The organism is Desulfuromonas sp. CSMB_57 (assembly GCF_020194955.2).
Classification (GTDB): Bacteria; Desulfobacterota; Desulfuromonadia; order Desulfuromonadales; family Syntrophotaleaceae; genus JAFCIY02.
The window spans coordinates 100,792-116,095 of record NZ_JAFCIY020000001.1; the positions used below are offsets into that span (position 1 = coordinate 100,792).

Here is a 15,304-nt window from a genome sequence, read left to right on the forward strand (position 1 = left end):
GCGGGTCAAACCCGGGCCGCCAGACGCCGGGCAAAAAAGGTGTTGACCTTTTCCTGGATCGCGGGGTCGGTAACCGTCAATAGGGCGGAATCGATGTCGGCCCGCGCCAATTGGCGCACCAGGTGTTTCCGCCAGCGGCCCACCAGGGCGTTGTATTGCTGCCGGCGCGTCAGGTCGAGGGCCTGGGTGACACCGGTTTCGACATCCCGGATGTGGACCTGCACGTCCTGCATCTCCGGCAACCGGAATTCCACCTCTGCCAGGATGTGCAGGGCCACCAGTTCATGGGCCGGATAGCGGCCGCCGGCGGCCGCTTCGAGTTGGCCGCGCAGGTCGCCGATTTCGGCATTGAAATCGGACAGGATCACTCCCAGGCAGGCCGGCAGGCGTTTGAAGAGATAGGCCAGGGCCGGCTGCAGACGGGTTTGGCGGCAATCCGCCACACCGGCCCGATCCAGTGCCGTCAGCAGGCGCTGCAGTTGCTGCGGTGCGGCGCTGGGCGGAAGGTAGTCCAGCACCCGGTCGGCAAACAGCAGCAGACCACAAGGGTTGTTGGCATGCAGCGCCGTCCAGGCAAGACTTTCGACCAGATCCCTGACCAGCGCCAATTTGCCGCCGCAGGTCATGGACGGACTCAGGTCGCAAATCAGCACCAGGTTGTAGGCGCTGTCCTTGAGAAATTCGCGGACATAGAGTTCGCCGCTGCGGGCTCGTGCCTTCCAGTCGATGTGCCGGAAACTGTCTCCCGCCAGGTACTTGCGCAACCCCCAGAATTCATAGCCGGTACCTTTGTCCAGACCCGCCCAGTCGCCGGCCATGGCATGGTGGGGGGGGTGCTTGGGCTGAATCTGAAAACGGAACCTCGGCGGCATGGCCTTGACCTCATCGGCCCGCAGGCGCATAGGGAGAGATGCCGCGCAGGATATCCCCCAGCAGTTCGGCACTGTCGATGCCTTCCAGAATGGCCGCGTCGCTCAGGATCAAGCGGTGTCCCAGCACGGTGGCGGCGCTGTCATCCACATCGTCGAAAGTCACGTAATCGCGGCCGCGCAGAAACGCCAATCCCTTGCAAAAAGCGATGAGATGTTCTCCGCCGCGGGGCGAGGCGCCGACGGTGATGAATTGCCGGACCGCCGGCAGGGCATCCGGCCGGGAGGGCCGGGTCCGCAGACAGATCTCCAGAATATAGGCAATGACCGCCGGCGCCACACGAATCCGGCGGGCTACATGGTCCTGCATGGCCACCGCTTGGTCGGGTGCCAGCAGGCGGGGAACCGACTGCTGGATCAGGGCGAAATCCTCACTCTTTTTCTGCAGCAGTTCCGATTCCTTGTGACGAGGCGGATAGCCGATGGCCAACTTGGCGATAAAGCGGTCCAGTTGGGCTTCCGAAAGGGGGTAGGTACCCAGTTGTTCGACGGGATTCATGGTGGCCAGAACCATGAACAGGTCCGGCAGCCGGTACTGGTCGCGATCGATGCTGACGACCTTTTCCTGCATGGCTTCCAACAGGGCGGACTGGACCTTGGGGGCCGCCCGGTTGATTTCATCGGCCAGCAGGATGTTGCAGAACACCGGTCCCTGCTGGAATGAAAAACTGCCCGTGGCCTGATTGTAGACCGTGGTCCCCGTGATGTCGCTCGGCAATTTGTCCGGAGTGAACTGGATACGCTTGAAATCGCCGCCGATGGTGCGGGCAAAGGTTGCCACGGTCAGGCTTTTGGCCAGCCCCGGAACCCCCTCGAGCAGGATATGCCCCCGTGCCAGGAGGGTGCAGAGTATGGCTTCGATGAGCCGGTCCTGGCCGATGATGACCTTGGCCATTTCCCGGCCGACGCGTTCCAATAATCGGCGATAGTCGGCGCCGTTTTCCGAATTTAGGGAGGTTCCCGTGATTTCCGCCTGCGGCATGCTCCCGCCTCCTGGTCAAAGCAGGTTGTTGAGAAAGCTCGGTCATGCTCCTGACCGGCGTTTGCCTGGGGTATCCGGTCAGAAAAAAACGAATTTGCGACGATCGCGAATGATCAGGTACAGGAAAAAGGGCCCGCCCAACAGGGCCGTCAGGACACCGATTCGCAATCCGCCTTCGCTCCAGAGCCTGACCGCGCAGTCGGAGTAGACCACCAGGGCGCCGCCCAGCAGGCCGGCCGCCGGGATCAGGAGCCGGTTGTCCGGCCCGACAAAGCTGCGCATCACATGGGGGGCGATGAGGCCCACAAAACCGATGGCGCCGGCCACCGCAATGGCCCCGCCGGTCAGCATGGAAGCGAAAAAGAGCAGCATGTTGCGCGAGCGGGCGACATTGACGCCGAGATTGGCGGCGACCTCCTCGTTAAGCATGATGATATTCAGATCCCGGGCATACAACATGGAGGCCAAAGTGCCGAACAGGGCGATGGCCAGGATGATCTGCACATGGTCCCAGGAGCGATTGGTCAGATCGCCCATCAGCCAACCGATAATCTGCCGCGCCATTTCGAACTGATCCGTGGACAGCACGATGACCACTGCGGTCAGGGCGTTGAATATGGCGTTGAGAGCGATGCCGCCCAGTAACAAAGTATAGCGCGAAGTCAGGCCGCCGCTGGTGGCGATGCCCAGTACGATGAGCATGGACAGAAAGGCGAACAGGATGGCGAACAGCGGCACGGCGTGGACGCTGCCGGCGGCGAACCCCAGGTAGATGGCGGTCACGGCGCCGAGGGCGGCGCCGGCGCTGGTGCCGATGATGCCGGGTTCGGCCATGGGGTTCTTGAAGATGCCCTGCATGACGGTACCGGCCACGCCCAGGGCGAAGCCGACCAGGGCGCCGGTCAGGGTGCGGGGAATGCGGCCATACCAGATGATGGCCAGGGCGGCGGGATCCGTTTCGCCGGGTTGGCCGAAGATGCGGGTGACCACGATGCGGCCGATATCCGTCAGGCCGATCTGCCAGGGACCGAAGCTGATGGACAGGAACATGCCGGACAGCAGTACCCCCAGGGTCAGCAGCAGAAACACACCGGCCCGCGGGGTTATGCGCCGCGTCCCGCGTTTACTGGCCATACAGCAAGCCTGCCAGATAGTTCACGCTGGCCACCAGGTACTGGGAAGCGCTCAACAGGTAGACGCTGGGCATCTTGCGAATGTTGCGCTGCTGTACCGCCTTGGCCGTGGCCAGAATCGGCTGGTTGTACAATTGCTGATCGAAAGTACTCTCCTCGGGCACGATGATGATATCCGGATTCCATTTCAACAGGGTTTCATAATCGATCTGCTTGAAATACTTCAGGCCCCGTTCCGCCGCCAGGTTGGTAACGCCGAGCAGCCGGCACATGGAATCGAAGGTCGTGCCGCTGCCGGCCACATAGCCCATGTTGTCGTAGAAGAGCACCGTCAAAGGGCGGCTGTCGGCCGGTTTCCGGGTCCGCACAAACGCCTGGATTTGACGCAGCTTGGCTTCCATGGTGTCGACCAGGCGCTTGGCACTGGGCTCTTCGCCGACCAGGCGGCCGATGAGCAGGATCTGTTCCTCGATGGCCTGCAGGTCGCCGAAAAAGCCCAGTCGCACGGCGGGGACCCGGGCGACCTGCAATTGACGCAGGAAGTTTTCGTTGGAATAGAAACTGGTCAGGACCAGATCCGGCTTGAAGCCGATGACGATTTCCGCGTCTTCCGTACCGTAGGTCGGCAACTTTGCCGGGAGGCTCTTGGCGATAAAGGAGAAGCGCGGATCCTTGCAGCTTTTGTGCACCGCGATGATGCGATCCCGCGGCATGATGGCCCAGACGATTTCGGTGATGCCGATGGCCTGGGGAATGACGCGCCGGGGTTGGCGGGCCAGGCGAACCGTCCGGGTCTCCTCGCCGATGCGGTCGGTGGCGAAATCGAAGGACTGGTAGCGATAACGGACGACCTTGGGATAGGCCTCCCGGCAGCAGGCGTCCGGTAGATGGGCATCCGTGAGGGCGCCCATCAGGGCATCCATCTCCAGGGGAAACTGCCGGATGCGGCGCTGCCCTTCCGCGGCCAGGCCGGTGCTGCCGAATAGCAGCAGGCACAGAATCGCCGGCAGCAGGCCGTAACACGGGTTAACGGTAAAACAACAGCGAAACGCCATGTTGCGTGGGAATCTCTTCAACGCCGACATGGAATACCTCCTTGATGCGCGGCTGGGCAAAAGCATCTTCCGGCGCGCCGTGAAAGACCAGACGGCCGGATGAAAGCAGACTTACGGTGTCGCAGTAGCGACGGGCCAGATCCAGATCGTGAATGCTCATCAGCACGGTTTTGCCTTGCTTTGCCAGGTTTTCCAGCAACGCCATGATGTCCAGCTTGTGGCGGATATCCAGGGCGCTGGTCGGCTCATCCAGCAGGATGAGGGGAGCTTCCGTAGCCAGGGCGCGGGCCAGGCTGACGAGTTGACTTTCGCCGCCGGACAGTTCGTTGATGAAGCGCTCCCGCAGGGCGTGGCAACCGGTCACCTCCAGGGCCTGATCGATGATGTCGAAGTCCCGCTGGCGCAGCCACTGCAGTCGCTTGAGGTGGGGATGTCGGCCCATGGCGACGAAATCGGCGACGCCGATGGAAAATTCCACCCGCGTATCCTGGGGAACCAGGGTCACCAACCGGCTCAGATGCTGGCGGGACAGGGTGCGGGCATCCTGTCCCGCTATCAGAATCCGGCCCCGTTGCGGCCGCCAGATGCGGCAGACGTTTTTCAGCAGGGTGCTTTTTCCGGAACCGTTGGGGCCGACCAGACCATGAATGCCGCCCTGCGGGAAGGCACAGCTGATGGAATGCAGAATGGTCTGCCCGCCGATTCCGAAAAACAGTTGGTCGAGTTGCAGAATGGCCGCGGCCGACATGACAGTTTTTTCCGTCCTTGAAAAATCGGGTTGGGTTCGTCGCCAGTGTAACGTATTCACATGGAACCGCCTAGGCCCATTCCAAAAACCGGAGGTGTTTATCTGCTCACCGGTTGTTGTCGTCGACCAGGCGGCAGCGCCAGGCCAGGGGCAGGCTGAACTTGGCGGCGGCGGTCAGCAGGGTGCCGGCAAGAACGATGGCCCACATGACGCCATGATCGAGGTGTGCCCTGAACAGCGAGGTGACCACCGTCGTACCCCAAAGCAGGGTCAGCCCCAAGAGGAGCTGAATATTCTGACTCATGGCATGGATGCCCCAGAAATTGTCTGAGATGCCGCTCAGGCGCCCGTGCCGCAGCTTGATTTCGATGAGCTTGAACCAGACTCGTCCTTCGGCCACCTGGGCGGAACCGTCGCAGATGTGGTGCAGCAGGTAGAGACCGATGAGCAGGTATTTGCTTAGCGGCCAGCCGTTGAACAGGGTCGTGAAAAAGGGCGGATAGCAGAGCACCAGCATCACGGCCCCCACGGCCTGGCCGGAGGCGATCAATACCAGGGCGCGAATCATTTTTTGCAGCTGGAAGAAGGTATCGGGGATGCTCTCCAGGTAATCGACGAAGGACGAAACCTTGAGGCTGCTGATGAAGGTGATGCCGGGGTAAACATAGCGGGTCAGAACGCCGAGTACCGCAGCGACCTGGTACTCGGTCTGGGCCATGGAAAACATGGTGTACAGCACGGCCCCTTCCAGGATGCTTTTACCGGTGGTGTAGCTGATGTTACCGATTTCGCCGTAGCGGTAGAAGGGGGAGATGGACAGGGCGCGAAACCAGAGGCGGGATTTCCGCCAGACATCCACCAGCAGCCCTGCGCGGTAATCGGCTGGTTCCCCGCCGCTGGCATGGGGGTCCGTGGGCTGGTGGGGCATGGGCAATCCTTTTGCGGATAAGGGAAGCGGACAACCCGGGCCGGTTGTCCTCCCGACGTTGGGACGACAACCGGCCCGGCAATACAGAGGCTACATGCTCTTCAGCAGTTTAACCGTTTCCCGGGCCGCAAAGGCCGGGTCGACACCGGTGTCGGCGATACCGGAGATGACCTTGGTCACGTCATGATCGACGGTTCCGGCCTTGGCCCAGGTTGCCGGGGCAACCTTGGTGATATAGACCGAATAGGCCCGGTGCTCGGTGCCCGGCCGTTCGCCGATGATGTGGATGATGGCCTTGGGCCGTTGGGCGGGATCCTTGAACAGGATGTCACCGGCCCGGTAGCCGGCCCGTACGCGGCCGCCGATGACCACGATGTTTTCCCTGGCGGAGGTCATGCCGGCCTTCTTGAGTTCCGCCTGCAGTTCCTTCATGTACGGCATGAGGTGGTCGGGGTCCATGATGGCGCGGGCGTTGAGGCCGTCGGAGATGAGAATCTGCACGTCCGGCGCCTTGCCGCCCCAGGCCGCGCGCATCTTGTCCAGAGAGGCCACGGCCGCGTCGCTGAATTCCTCGCCGGCAGCCGGATTGGCGATGTAATCCTCCCGATCCCCGGCCTTGGTGCGCACCACCACCGCGTTGGGGATGGTGGCGATGAACTGCGGGGTCAGTTCCGCATAGAGGCTGACCTTGGCATCGTTGTACAGGTCATGGATACGCTTGTTGGTGACCGGTTCCAGATCCCAGATGTTCTTGCCGTGGCCGATGGCCAGATCGACGCCGCGGCCGCGTACCCGGCCAACGGCTTTCTGCCCTTCGGCATAGATGTCCTTCATGGGTCGCTTGTCACCCTTGGCCAGGCGGTACTGGTAGTAGACCCAGATGGGATCGCCGAAATGCTTGGTGGGCCGGCCGTTGGCATCGATGACCTGGATTTTTTTGAAGAAGTTCCACATATCGTCGTTGACCTTCATGCCGAACTTTTCCCGGATGCGGACATGGTCCTGGTAACCGGTGGTCAGGTAGCTGAGCATGGGGTCGTTGCGGGTCGGCAGGGCCATGAGATAGGCCGGCATGGCCGGCGCGATCTGATCCTGGCACCATTCCAGGTCGTCGAGGGTGACGGGCATGTGCAGGGTGGAGCAGATATCCAGACCGAGGGTCAGGCCGTGCAGTTTGCCCATGACGATGTCTTCCAGGCAGACCCGCACCAGTTGCTCGCGGGTCTTGAACACTTCCGGACCGATGAAGCCGGCGACATCGTTGAGATGCAGCCAGACCTTGTCCACCGGGATGCCCTTGACCTTGGCGATTTCCTGCTTGAGGGCCCGGGCGAAACCGTACTTGCGGGACTCATGGACCATCATGTCGAAGCCGTGGCCATGACCGTTGGTGAAGTCGGCGCCCTGGCCGGTTTCAAAATACAGACCGTAAGGGCCGGTCCGCATGCGGGCGTACTTCATCATCTTGTCGATGCTGATATCGAAAGTCTGGTTGGCCGTATCCACCCCGGCCAGACTCTGGAACCAGATGGCCGTGGAGCCCGGTGTTTCCTTTTCGACCTCGGCCTGGACATCGATGTGTGCCAGTACGCACCAGGGGTTGTATTTGTCGACGGCGAAGGTCTGCATCACGTCCTTCAGAGCCAGTTGGATGGCCTTGACCATATGGGTCTGGCTGTCCACCGGGTTGGTGCCGACCACCAGATCGCCAACACCGAAGGCGTAGGCGTTGAAGACCTGCCAGACGATGTCCTCGGGGTTGTCCGTGGGCGAGTTGGGCTGGATGCGGGCGCTATGGTAGCCCTTGGCACCGATCTTGGAGTCGCCGAGGGGATTGAAGATCTTCTGGCCGACCCGGGTCAGTTCGGCGTTGCTCATCAGCTTGACGACATTGGCGATGACGTCGCTGTGCAGGCCCGGCATGATGGCCTTGATGTCCTTCTCCGGCTTGGTCAGGATGAAGGTTTTCAGTTCACCCAGGGTCCAATTGCGGATCTTGTTGTACTGGGCCTTGTCGGTGGTGTTGGTGATGAGCTTGAACTGGTTGTCGACGAACAGCGGCTTGTCGATCAGGTCGCGGATGCGGGTGTTGGCCAGCAGCCGTCGGGCATTCTCGCGGCTGGCCTCGTTGGCCGCCGCCACGCCGATGGTCTGATCCCCCTCTTTGAACACGGCGGCAGCGCCCACTACCTGGCGGTACAGGGTCTGGTCAAACTTGCCCTTGGTACGCTGGACATACTTGAAGACGTCCTCACCGGGCCGGACATCGCGGATGGTGACCGCCCCGGCCAGACCGGACAGGAAGGTCATCGCCAGGCAGATGGCAACGCCCAGTAGCAATTTTCCCTTGTTTCGCATGTGGCACCTCCGTTGGTGGGTTGGAATGCTCGGAGCCTGCGCGACCTCGACAGATGCTGATGCCGACCGGGTTGGCCGCAACGTTTACAACGCTTTGCTTCTGGTTTATGAATCTTTCAGGGCCGTAATCTTTTCCGGCATCATTACTGCCGGTGCTGCTTGGCTTCTTCCCACATGCTGTTGAAGGCTTCTTCGGTTTCTTCGCTCATGACCCGCCACAGGGCGACGGTGCTGAAGTAATCGTTGTCGCCAACGTGGAAAGCGGCCTTTTGCTCGGCGCTGAGGCGGTCGCCGACATCGGCGATGGCCGGGGTGACGCCCTGGGCTTTGACCACGTCCGCCTGCTGGTCTTCGGAGAGCATGAAATTAATCCATTCTTCAGCCAGGATTTTGGTCATGCCCTGGGCGCCGGCCCCGATATACCAGGCGTCGATCCAGGCCGTGCCGCCCTCCTTGGGACTGGCCAGTTTCCATTTGCCGCCCTTGGCGTTGGCCTGGGCGGTGGCAAAGCCCCAATCCGTGGCCAGGGCCAGTTGCGGAAATTCGTCGGGATTGGCCGATCCGTCCCAGAGGCTTTTGGCGTTTTGGGCCAGGACATTGAGCTTCTCCTGGATTTTGGCCCGATCCAGGCGCTTGATGTCGAAAATGTCGTCATATTGGTATCCCAGGGCCAGGGCCGTTATCCAGACATTGACCTTCGGGAAGTTGTTGTTGATGGTGTATTTGCCGGCATACTGGGGATCCCAGAGGATGTTCCAACTGTCCGGTGCCGCGGCGACGACTTCCGTATTGTAGGACAGGCCGTAGGGCCCGCAGTTGTAGGGCACGCCGTAACGTTTGCCGTTATGGAAGGCAGTCTGGTCGTCGCGGAATACCGGCAGCAGTTTCTGCAGGTTGGGGATGTTGGCAACATCCACCGCCTGCACGAACTCGTTGCCGGCCGTAAAGCTGTAGAAACGGGGGGTCTGGGGCAGTTCGATGGGCGGTGAAATCAGGTCGGCGGTGTTGTTTTTGACGGCTTCGAAAAATTCATCCTGATCGGTGGGGTTGTGAATCTGGATATCCAGGTCCAGTTGGTACTTGTCTTTGACCAGTTGCTTGAAGGCATCCACATAGGGTTCGGCATAACCCTCCCAGCAGGTGATGCGCAGGGTGGCCTTGGCCAGCACCGGTTCTTCCTGTTTCTTCTTGCAGGCCGGGGTGAGAAGCAGGGCCAGAGCCGTCAGGGCGAACCCGGCGGATATGGCGGCGGTCTTGAGGAAACGCTTCATGATGTGCCTCCTGCCGGTTCGGCCCTGCAGCCGGCCCGGCGCTGATGGGGTGGTCCATGCAACCCGGGCCGAGGTCCGCTGCCGACGGAGGAAGGTCAGTTCGGCGGCTGCCGGCGGCAAAAATCCTCGCGGCGGGGGCGGAATACCCCCGCCGCGAAGGTTTGTCGGGCCGGCAGCACCGTCGTCGGGCTGAACCAGCCGGGCTTTAGGCTAGAAGTTGAAGGTCAGGTTCAGGGCGCCCACGGTTTGCGTGTCGATGGCATCCTTGGCTGCACTGCTGATGCCCGAGGAGAAGATGAAGATCGGGCTCAGGGTCAACTGCTCGGTCATTTTGAAATCGAAGCTGGCGCTCAGTTCATAGTTGTGGAAGCCGGCATAGTCGCCGACGGCGTAGTCGGAATGCATGTTATAGGAGACCAGCGCCCCCAGGTTGAGGGTGGTATTGCCCAGCCAGCGACTGAGATCGAAGCTGTGACTGATGTCGAAAGTGAAAAACAGACCGTCCTCATCGGCCTCGTCCCAATCCCACCAGGCCTTGATGGTCGGCGAGAGCAGGGTATTGAGGGTCAGATGAGCAAAAACTTCGTTGGTATCTTTGTCTCCGGGGGTGAAGTCAAGGCTATACCAGATGTTGCCGATAGTGAGTGTGGCCATGTCTCCAAGATTCATCGCATAGCTCAGAATGATATCCGTTTCATTCATCTCGCCGGAATCCAAGGTGGGACCCGACTTCAACTGCCAGTTGTGCCAGGTGCTGAGGGTCCAGCCGCCGGCGGTGAGGTCGATGCCGCCCTGGATGGTGGGACGGCTTTCGCTCAGGTTGAAACCACGCCACAGATACTTGTCCCAGATACCGACATAGACATCCCCTTCGACCTCGATGGCAGCCTGGGCGGTCGGGACGAATCCGACGGCCAACAGCAGAACAGCGGCCAACAAAACGCTCCACTTTTTCATCGCTACACCTCCATAGGCAGGATTAAAAGCCGGTCCTCCCGGAAGCGCATCTTCCGGATGGGCGGCTGGCGGGTGATCCGGCCGTACGAAAACCGTACCCGGAGCGGTTGCCGATGCCGGACCTGGTGCGGAGTTGCCGCTATCTCATGGAGTAGAGGAGAAGTGAGCGCGGCAGCCCGCACTGCTTTGACTGTATCCCAAATCCGTTGAATTTAAAGGGGGCGCCGCAAAAATATATGCTCGCATCGAATTCGCGCAATATTGCGGCCCCCTGATTCAGGTAGGTGGTGGCCGGAAAGTCACCTGGCCGGCGAAAAAGGCGTGAATGTTACAATGAAATTTCCTCGACTTCCAGACCGCGGCCGGGAGCGGACCGATAGAGGTAGAGACGCAAGCAGCGGCGGTTGGTTCCGGGCAGGTGGTCGAAGGCGAGGGTCAGGTGCTGCAGTTTTATCCCCCGGCCCCGAATGCGTTCCATTTCTTCCTGGATGCGGATTTTGCTCAGGGTCAATTCCTCCTCCCGGGAGGCCGGTTCAAGGAACTCCGGGGTCTGGTCGGCCGGGCAGCGTTCACACAGGGCGAAATCCCGGGCCAGGCAGGAACGCAGGGAAAGGCGGGCATCACCATCAAAGCCTGCAAGAACGAATTGCCATAGTTGCAGAAACAATTCCCGTTGGGACAACGAGCGGCGGTGCAGGTGCCGGTGGTTCCAGTAGTCCGCCAGGCGCTCCAGGGCCCGGGCCGGTGATTGACAGAACTCCGCCAGTTGCTGGAAAAAGGTCCCCAGGCGGCCGGCGTTCCAGGTCAGATCCAGCATGCGTCCCATGCCGCGCAGGCGTTCGAGGTCGATGAAGGGCAACTCCGGCGTGCCCAGGACGGTATAGGGCGGATGGGGATCGTGGCGCAGCCCGAACTGCGCCGCCTGTTGGCGCAAGGGCGAGCCCGGCAGCAGCTTCACCGGTTCCAGTTGCAGGTGGTGGGGACGCAGGTCCAGCAGGCGATCGATGGAAAGGCAGAAGTCATGGTAATTTTCGCCTGGCAATCCGGCAATGAGATCGAGATGCAGGGGGATGTTTTCGGCACGACGCAGGCGACGGATATTTTCGAACAGGACCTCCAGGTCCGTACTGCGGCGAATGGCCGCCAGGGTGTCGGCCCGGGTCGATTGCACGCCGATTTCGAACTGGAACAGTCCGGCGGGCGCTTCTTCAAGTAGTTGCAGGGTCGCATCGTCCAGCAGTTGGGCGCCGATTTCGAAATGGAACCGGCTGCGGCGATGGTGGCGCAGAATGAAGGAAAAGATGTGGCGGGCCCGCTCGGCATCGTAGTTGAAAGTCCGATCCACCAGCTTGATGCAGGGGACCTCCCGTTCCATGAGCAGCCTCAGATCGGCCTCGATGCGCGCCATGGAATAGGAGCGCACCCGCGGGTCGAGGGCACTCATGCAGAAGGCGCAGCGGAAGGGGCAGCCCCGGCTGGTCTCCAGATAGACCAGCCCCCGTGACAGATCGACCAGGTCCAAGGCAAAGGGCGAGGGGATTTCATCCAGGGAGGCCAGGGTTGGCCCGTCCGGGTTTTCCACTACCCGGTTCTCGCTGCGCCAGGTCAGACGCGGGACGTTGACCGGAGGTCGTTGCTCCTGCCAGGCCGTCAGCAAAGCCCGCAGCGGCAGCTCGCCTTCGCCCCGGATCAGGGCGTTCAGGCCGGGGTGCCTGTCAAACAGGTCGGGGCCGTCGAAGGAGACCTCCGGCCCGCCCACCACGATGCGCAGTGCCGGTTTGGCTACGGCCAGGGCATCGGCCAGTTCCAGACTTTCCCGGCGGTTCCAGATATAGACCGACAGGGCCACCACATCCGGGTTTTCAGCCAGGATGGCGGCCAGCACCGCCTCCTTAGGTTCGTGTACGGTATACTCCCGGATCAGCAACTGCCGCTTTGGAGCTCGGCAAAAACCGGCCAACAGGGGCAAGGCCAGGCTGGCATGGACGAACTTGCTGTGCAGGGTGATCAATAGAACGCGCATGGCGCCCAGCATAGCCGAGAGCTGCCCGGCAGCAAAGGGCAAATTGCACCCGGTCCCGGCGATGCTGGCTTCGGGGCGGCGGCTGTGCTATTGTCGGCGGTAGCGAAGAGGGATATTCTGCAAAAAGGATCTGTTCCATGAAACCCAGCAAGACCATTCTGGCCGTGGTGGCCGATGCCGCCGGCGAGGTTTTTGAGCACCCGGATCTGTTGTTGGTGGGCATGAACGGCACCCGGGTTAGGCCGCCCCGGGAGGACGAACTCATTCCCCTGCCGGCGGGCAGCAAATTGTTCACCATTCCCGCTACACCGCCCATGGGCCAGGACCCGCGCCGCAACCGCCTCACGACCTTGCGACAGCTGCCCGCCCGCCTCGGCGGCGGACCGGCCCAGGCCGTATCGGCTTTTCTGACGCCGGGTTATACCCGTACCCTGTTGCCGGCCGCGGACTATGCGGCGCAGCGGCAGCAACTGCCCCTGTGGGCCTATACCGCCGTCGGCTGGTGCGTCGAAGAGGAACGCTTTTATGCGGCGGCGGTGCGGGTCGATCGCAATCTGCAGTGGCAGCCGGAGCATTTCGACGACCGCCGGCTCGATCCCCTGGTGCGTCGGGTGTTGCGGGATTATCCCGACAACCGCCTGCTGGTGCAGTTGGCCCGCTGTGCCCTGGATTACCACTGCTTTGCCGCCAAGAACCTGTTTTTTCGCCGCTGGGAAGCGCCGCTGCCAACGTCGCCGGTCTGCAACGCCCGCTGCCTGGGCTGCATTTCCCTGCAGGAGGCGCCGGAGTGTTGTCCCTCCAGCCAGGAGCGCATCACCTTCGTGCCCACCGTCGAGGAACTGTGCCAGGTGGCCGTGCCCCATCTGCAGCAGGCCGAGAACGCCATCGTTTCCTTCGGCCAAGGCTGCGAAGGCGACCCCATTCTGCAGGCGGAGGTCATCTGTGACGCCATCCGGGCCATGCGGCGCCAGACAACGCGGGGGACCATCAATTTTAATTCCAACGCTTCCGACCCGGATGCCGTCGAGCGGCTGGCCGATGCCGGGCTCGACTCCATCCGCGTGTCCATGAATTCGGTCTTGGAGGCGGATTATCAAGCCTATCACCGGCCCTGCGGGTATACTATGGAACAGGTGCGCGAGTCCCTGCGGAGGGCCAAGGGGCGGGGCCTGTTCACCATGCTCAACTACCTGGTATTTCCGGGACTCAGCGATCGCCGGCAGGAAATCGAGGCTCTGGTGGGGTTGGTCGAGGAGACGGGCATTGATCTCATTCAGATGCGCAACCTCAGCATTGATCCGCAACTCTATGTGAACGCTCTGGACATTCGAGGTGAAGGCATCGGCATGGCCCGCATGCTGGCCGAGATCAAACAGCGGGTGCCGCGCATCCAATTCGGCTACTTCAACCGCACCCGCGACAACTTTTTCCCTGCCGGGTACCGGACCGACTGGCCTCTGCCGGCCTGATCCGGACCACGAGTGACGGCCATGCGCCTGTTCCGTCCCAAATCCTTTCTGGTGCTGGTGCTCATCGGCTTCGCCGTGGTCGCTCTGCCCCTGATTCTGGCTCTGATCAACGCCGAACTGTTCATGGAACGCCTGGCCCGGCGGGGCACCGCGGCCATTTACCGCTCGGTGACCATAGTGCAGGAAACGCGAGGCCTGGCCGAGCAGTTGCTGGCTCTGGAACGCCGTGCTCGGCAGTACCAGGTGCTGCGAGACCCGGAATTGCTGCACGAGGTCGCCGAAAAACATCGGGAATTCGGCGCTTCACTGGGGCGTCTGCTGGACCTGCCGCTACGCGATGAGCAACGACAGCAACTGCAAGCTCTCAAGGAAGGTGAAACAGCCCTGTATTTGGCTTTGCAGGAGGAAGGCGTCGACCCGACGGAACTCGATCGGTTTGGTACCCTGCATGCCTTGGCGCGGGACATTCATGAACAGAGCCAGCGTCTGATTGTCAGCGAGGCCGCCGCCATTCAGGCATCCACCAGCGAAGCGCGACGTCTGCTGCTTTGGCTGTCCGTCGCCCTGGTGCCCCTGACGGCCGGGTTTGCCGCTTTTTTTATCGCCCTCATTGCCGGTCCGATTCAGCAGATCAACCGGGGTATCGCCCGCCTTGGCGCCGGTGATTTCGATACTCCCATCGAAGTGCGAGGACCGGACGATCTGCGGTTTCTGGGACAGCGTCTCGACTGGCTGCGGCAGCGCCTGGATGAGGCGCAGCGTGAGAAAACCAGGTTCGTTTCACACCTTTCCCACGAATTGAAAACTCCTCTGGCCAGCATTCGCGAGGGTGCCGACCTGCTGGTGGAGGAAGCCGTCGGACCGCTGTCCGCAGGGCAGCGGGAGGTGGCCGGGATTCTGCGCCGCAATGGGCTGCAGTTGCAGAAGCTCATCGACAATCTGCTGGGTTTCAGCCGGTTGCAGACTCAATCCCCGGCCTTCTCTCCGACCGCGGTCGATCTGTCTCATCTGGTGCAACAGGTGGTGACCGATCAGAAACCGGCGATTCGCAAAAAAGAATTGAACCTGCAGTTGACGCTCAATGCCGTTCAATTGACCGGGGATGCCGAGCGGTTGCGCATCATCGTCGACAACCTGTTGTCCAATGCCGTCAAATTTGCACCTCTCCAAGGGACTGTTCGCATCTCTTCCGGCGCCGATCCGCAGCAGGTTTGGCTGCAGGTGGAGGATTCCGGACCGGGGATCGCCAGCGAGGAACGCGATGAGGTTTTTCAGCCTTTTGTCCAGGGCAGTGCGCAAGCCATCGGACCGTTGCGAGGTACCGGGTTGGGGTTGTCCATTGTCCGGGAACTGGTGCAGGATCACGGCGGCCGTATTGAGGTTCGATCCAGCAAGCTGGGCGGCGCCTGCCTGCGGGTGTGGTTGCCGCGGAGCCAAGAGTAGCCATTCCA

General features: G+C 61.6%; 12 protein-coding genes. 2 read left to right on the forward strand and 10 right to left on the reverse strand.

The window, feature by feature from the left end; all coding sequences use genetic code 11:
• Positions 1–5: 5 nt before the first annotated feature.
• The 10 genes from JQN68_RS00435 to JQN68_RS00480 all read right to left on the reverse strand — a co-directional run bounded on the left by JQN68_RS00435 (position 6) and on the right by JQN68_RS00480 (position 12,384).
• Positions 6–902: a DUF58 domain-containing protein gene (locus JQN68_RS00435; RefSeq protein WP_225071172.1), complete on the reverse strand. Its 897-nt coding sequence runs from the start codon at positions 900–902 to the stop codon at positions 6–8.
• A complete protein-coding gene (locus JQN68_RS00440) occupies positions 883–1,911 on the reverse strand; it encodes an AAA family ATPase (RefSeq protein WP_225071173.1) in 1,029 nt (342 codons plus the stop codon). Before JQN68_RS00440 ends, JQN68_RS00435 begins: the two co-directional genes overlap by 20 nt.
• Positions 1,912–1,989: 78 nt before the next feature.
• A complete protein-coding gene (locus tag JQN68_RS00445; RefSeq protein ID WP_225071174.1) occupies positions 1,990–3,045 on the reverse strand; it encodes a FecCD family ABC transporter permease in 1,056 nt (351 codons plus the stop codon).
• The gene (locus JQN68_RS00450; RefSeq protein ID WP_225071175.1) at positions 3,035–4,129 is read right to left on the reverse strand and encodes an ABC transporter substrate-binding protein; all 1,095 of its coding nucleotides are present in this window, start codon (positions 4,127–4,129) and stop codon (positions 3,035–3,037) included. Before JQN68_RS00450 ends, JQN68_RS00445 begins: the two co-directional genes overlap by 11 nt.
• Positions 4,071–4,847: an ABC transporter ATP-binding protein gene (locus JQN68_RS00455; RefSeq protein WP_225071176.1), complete on the reverse strand. Its 777-nt coding sequence runs from the start codon at positions 4,845–4,847 to the stop codon at positions 4,071–4,073. The genes JQN68_RS00450 and JQN68_RS00455 overlap by 59 nt, the downstream gene beginning before the upstream one ends.
• 106 nt (positions 4,848–4,953) lie before the next feature.
• Positions 4,954–5,775, reverse strand: coding sequence for a hypothetical protein (locus tag JQN68_RS00460; protein ID WP_225071177.1), 822 nt, complete (start codon positions 5,773–5,775; stop codon positions 4,954–4,956).
• A 90-nt stretch (positions 5,776–5,865) separates the two neighbouring features.
• Complete coding sequence (eutB, locus tag JQN68_RS00465; protein ID WP_225071178.1) at positions 5,866–8,133, reverse strand: ethanolamine ammonia-lyase subunit EutB; 2,268 nt, start codon at positions 8,131–8,133, stop codon at positions 5,866–5,868.
• A gap of 143 nt (positions 8,134–8,276) precedes the next feature.
• Positions 8,277–9,404 (reverse strand): ABC transporter substrate-binding protein, encoded by a 1,128-nt coding sequence (locus tag JQN68_RS00470; RefSeq protein WP_225071179.1) that lies wholly within the window; start codon positions 9,402–9,404, stop codon positions 8,277–8,279.
• Between the two features lie 210 nt (positions 9,405–9,614).
• The gene (locus JQN68_RS00475) at positions 9,615–10,361 is read right to left on the reverse strand and encodes a TorF family putative porin (RefSeq protein WP_225071180.1); all 747 of its coding nucleotides are present in this window, start codon (positions 10,359–10,361) and stop codon (positions 9,615–9,617) included.
• A 328-nt stretch (positions 10,362–10,689) separates the two neighbouring features.
• Entirely contained in the window at positions 10,690–12,384 is a 1,695-nt protein-coding gene (locus tag JQN68_RS00480) for a B12-binding domain-containing radical SAM protein (protein WP_225071181.1), read from the reverse strand.
• A gap of 137 nt (positions 12,385–12,521) precedes the next feature.
• Between JQN68_RS00480 and JQN68_RS00485 the strand changes: the two genes are divergently transcribed.
• Together JQN68_RS00485 and JQN68_RS00490 are read left to right on the forward strand one after the other, a co-directional pair.
• Entirely contained in the window at positions 12,522–13,853 is a 1,332-nt protein-coding gene (locus JQN68_RS00485; protein WP_225071182.1) for a radical SAM family protein, read from the forward strand.
• Between the two features lie 21 nt (positions 13,854–13,874).
• Positions 13,875–15,296, forward strand: a complete 1,422-nt coding sequence (locus JQN68_RS00490; protein ID WP_225071183.1) for a HAMP domain-containing sensor histidine kinase — start codon at positions 13,875–13,877, stop codon at positions 15,294–15,296.
• The last annotated feature ends 8 nt before the right edge of the window (positions 15,297–15,304 follow it).

Coding starts and splice junctions, on each gene's coding strand:
- JQN68_RS00435 (WP_225071172.1), bottom strand. CDS start 902: ATGCGCCTGCGGGCCGATGAGGTCAAGGCCATGCCGCCGAGGTTCCGT.
- JQN68_RS00440 (WP_225071173.1), bottom strand. CDS start 1,911: ATGCCGCAGGCGGAAATCACGGGAACCTCCCTAAATTCGGAAAACGGC.
- JQN68_RS00445 (WP_225071174.1), bottom strand. CDS start 3,045: ATGGCCAGTAAACGCGGGACGCGGCGCATAACCCCGCGGGCCGGTGTG.
- JQN68_RS00450 (WP_225071175.1), bottom strand. CDS start 4,129: ATGTCGGCGTTGAAGAGATTCCCACGCAACATGGCGTTTCGCTGTTGT.
- JQN68_RS00455 (WP_225071176.1), bottom strand. CDS start 4,847: ATGTCGGCCGCGGCCATTCTGCAACTCGACCAACTGTTTTTCGGAATC.
- JQN68_RS00460 (WP_225071177.1), bottom strand. CDS start 5,775: ATGCCCCACCAGCCCACGGACCCCCATGCCAGCGGCGGGGAACCAGCC.
- eutB (WP_225071178.1), bottom strand. CDS start 8,133: ATGCGAAACAAGGGAAAATTGCTACTGGGCGTTGCCATCTGCCTGGCG.
- JQN68_RS00470 (WP_225071179.1), bottom strand. CDS start 9,404: ATGAAGCGTTTCCTCAAGACCGCCGCCATATCCGCCGGGTTCGCCCTG.
- JQN68_RS00475 (WP_225071180.1), bottom strand. CDS start 10,361: ATGAAAAAGTGGAGCGTTTTGTTGGCCGCTGTTCTGCTGTTGGCCGTC.
- JQN68_RS00480 (WP_225071181.1), bottom strand. CDS start 12,384: ATGCGCGTTCTATTGATCACCCTGCACAGCAAGTTCGTCCATGCCAGC.
- JQN68_RS00485 (WP_225071182.1), top strand. CDS start 12,522: ATGAAACCCAGCAAGACCATTCTGGCCGTGGTGGCCGATGCCGCCGGC.
- JQN68_RS00490 (WP_225071183.1), top strand. CDS start 13,875: ATGCGCCTGTTCCGTCCCAAATCCTTTCTGGTGCTGGTGCTCATCGGC.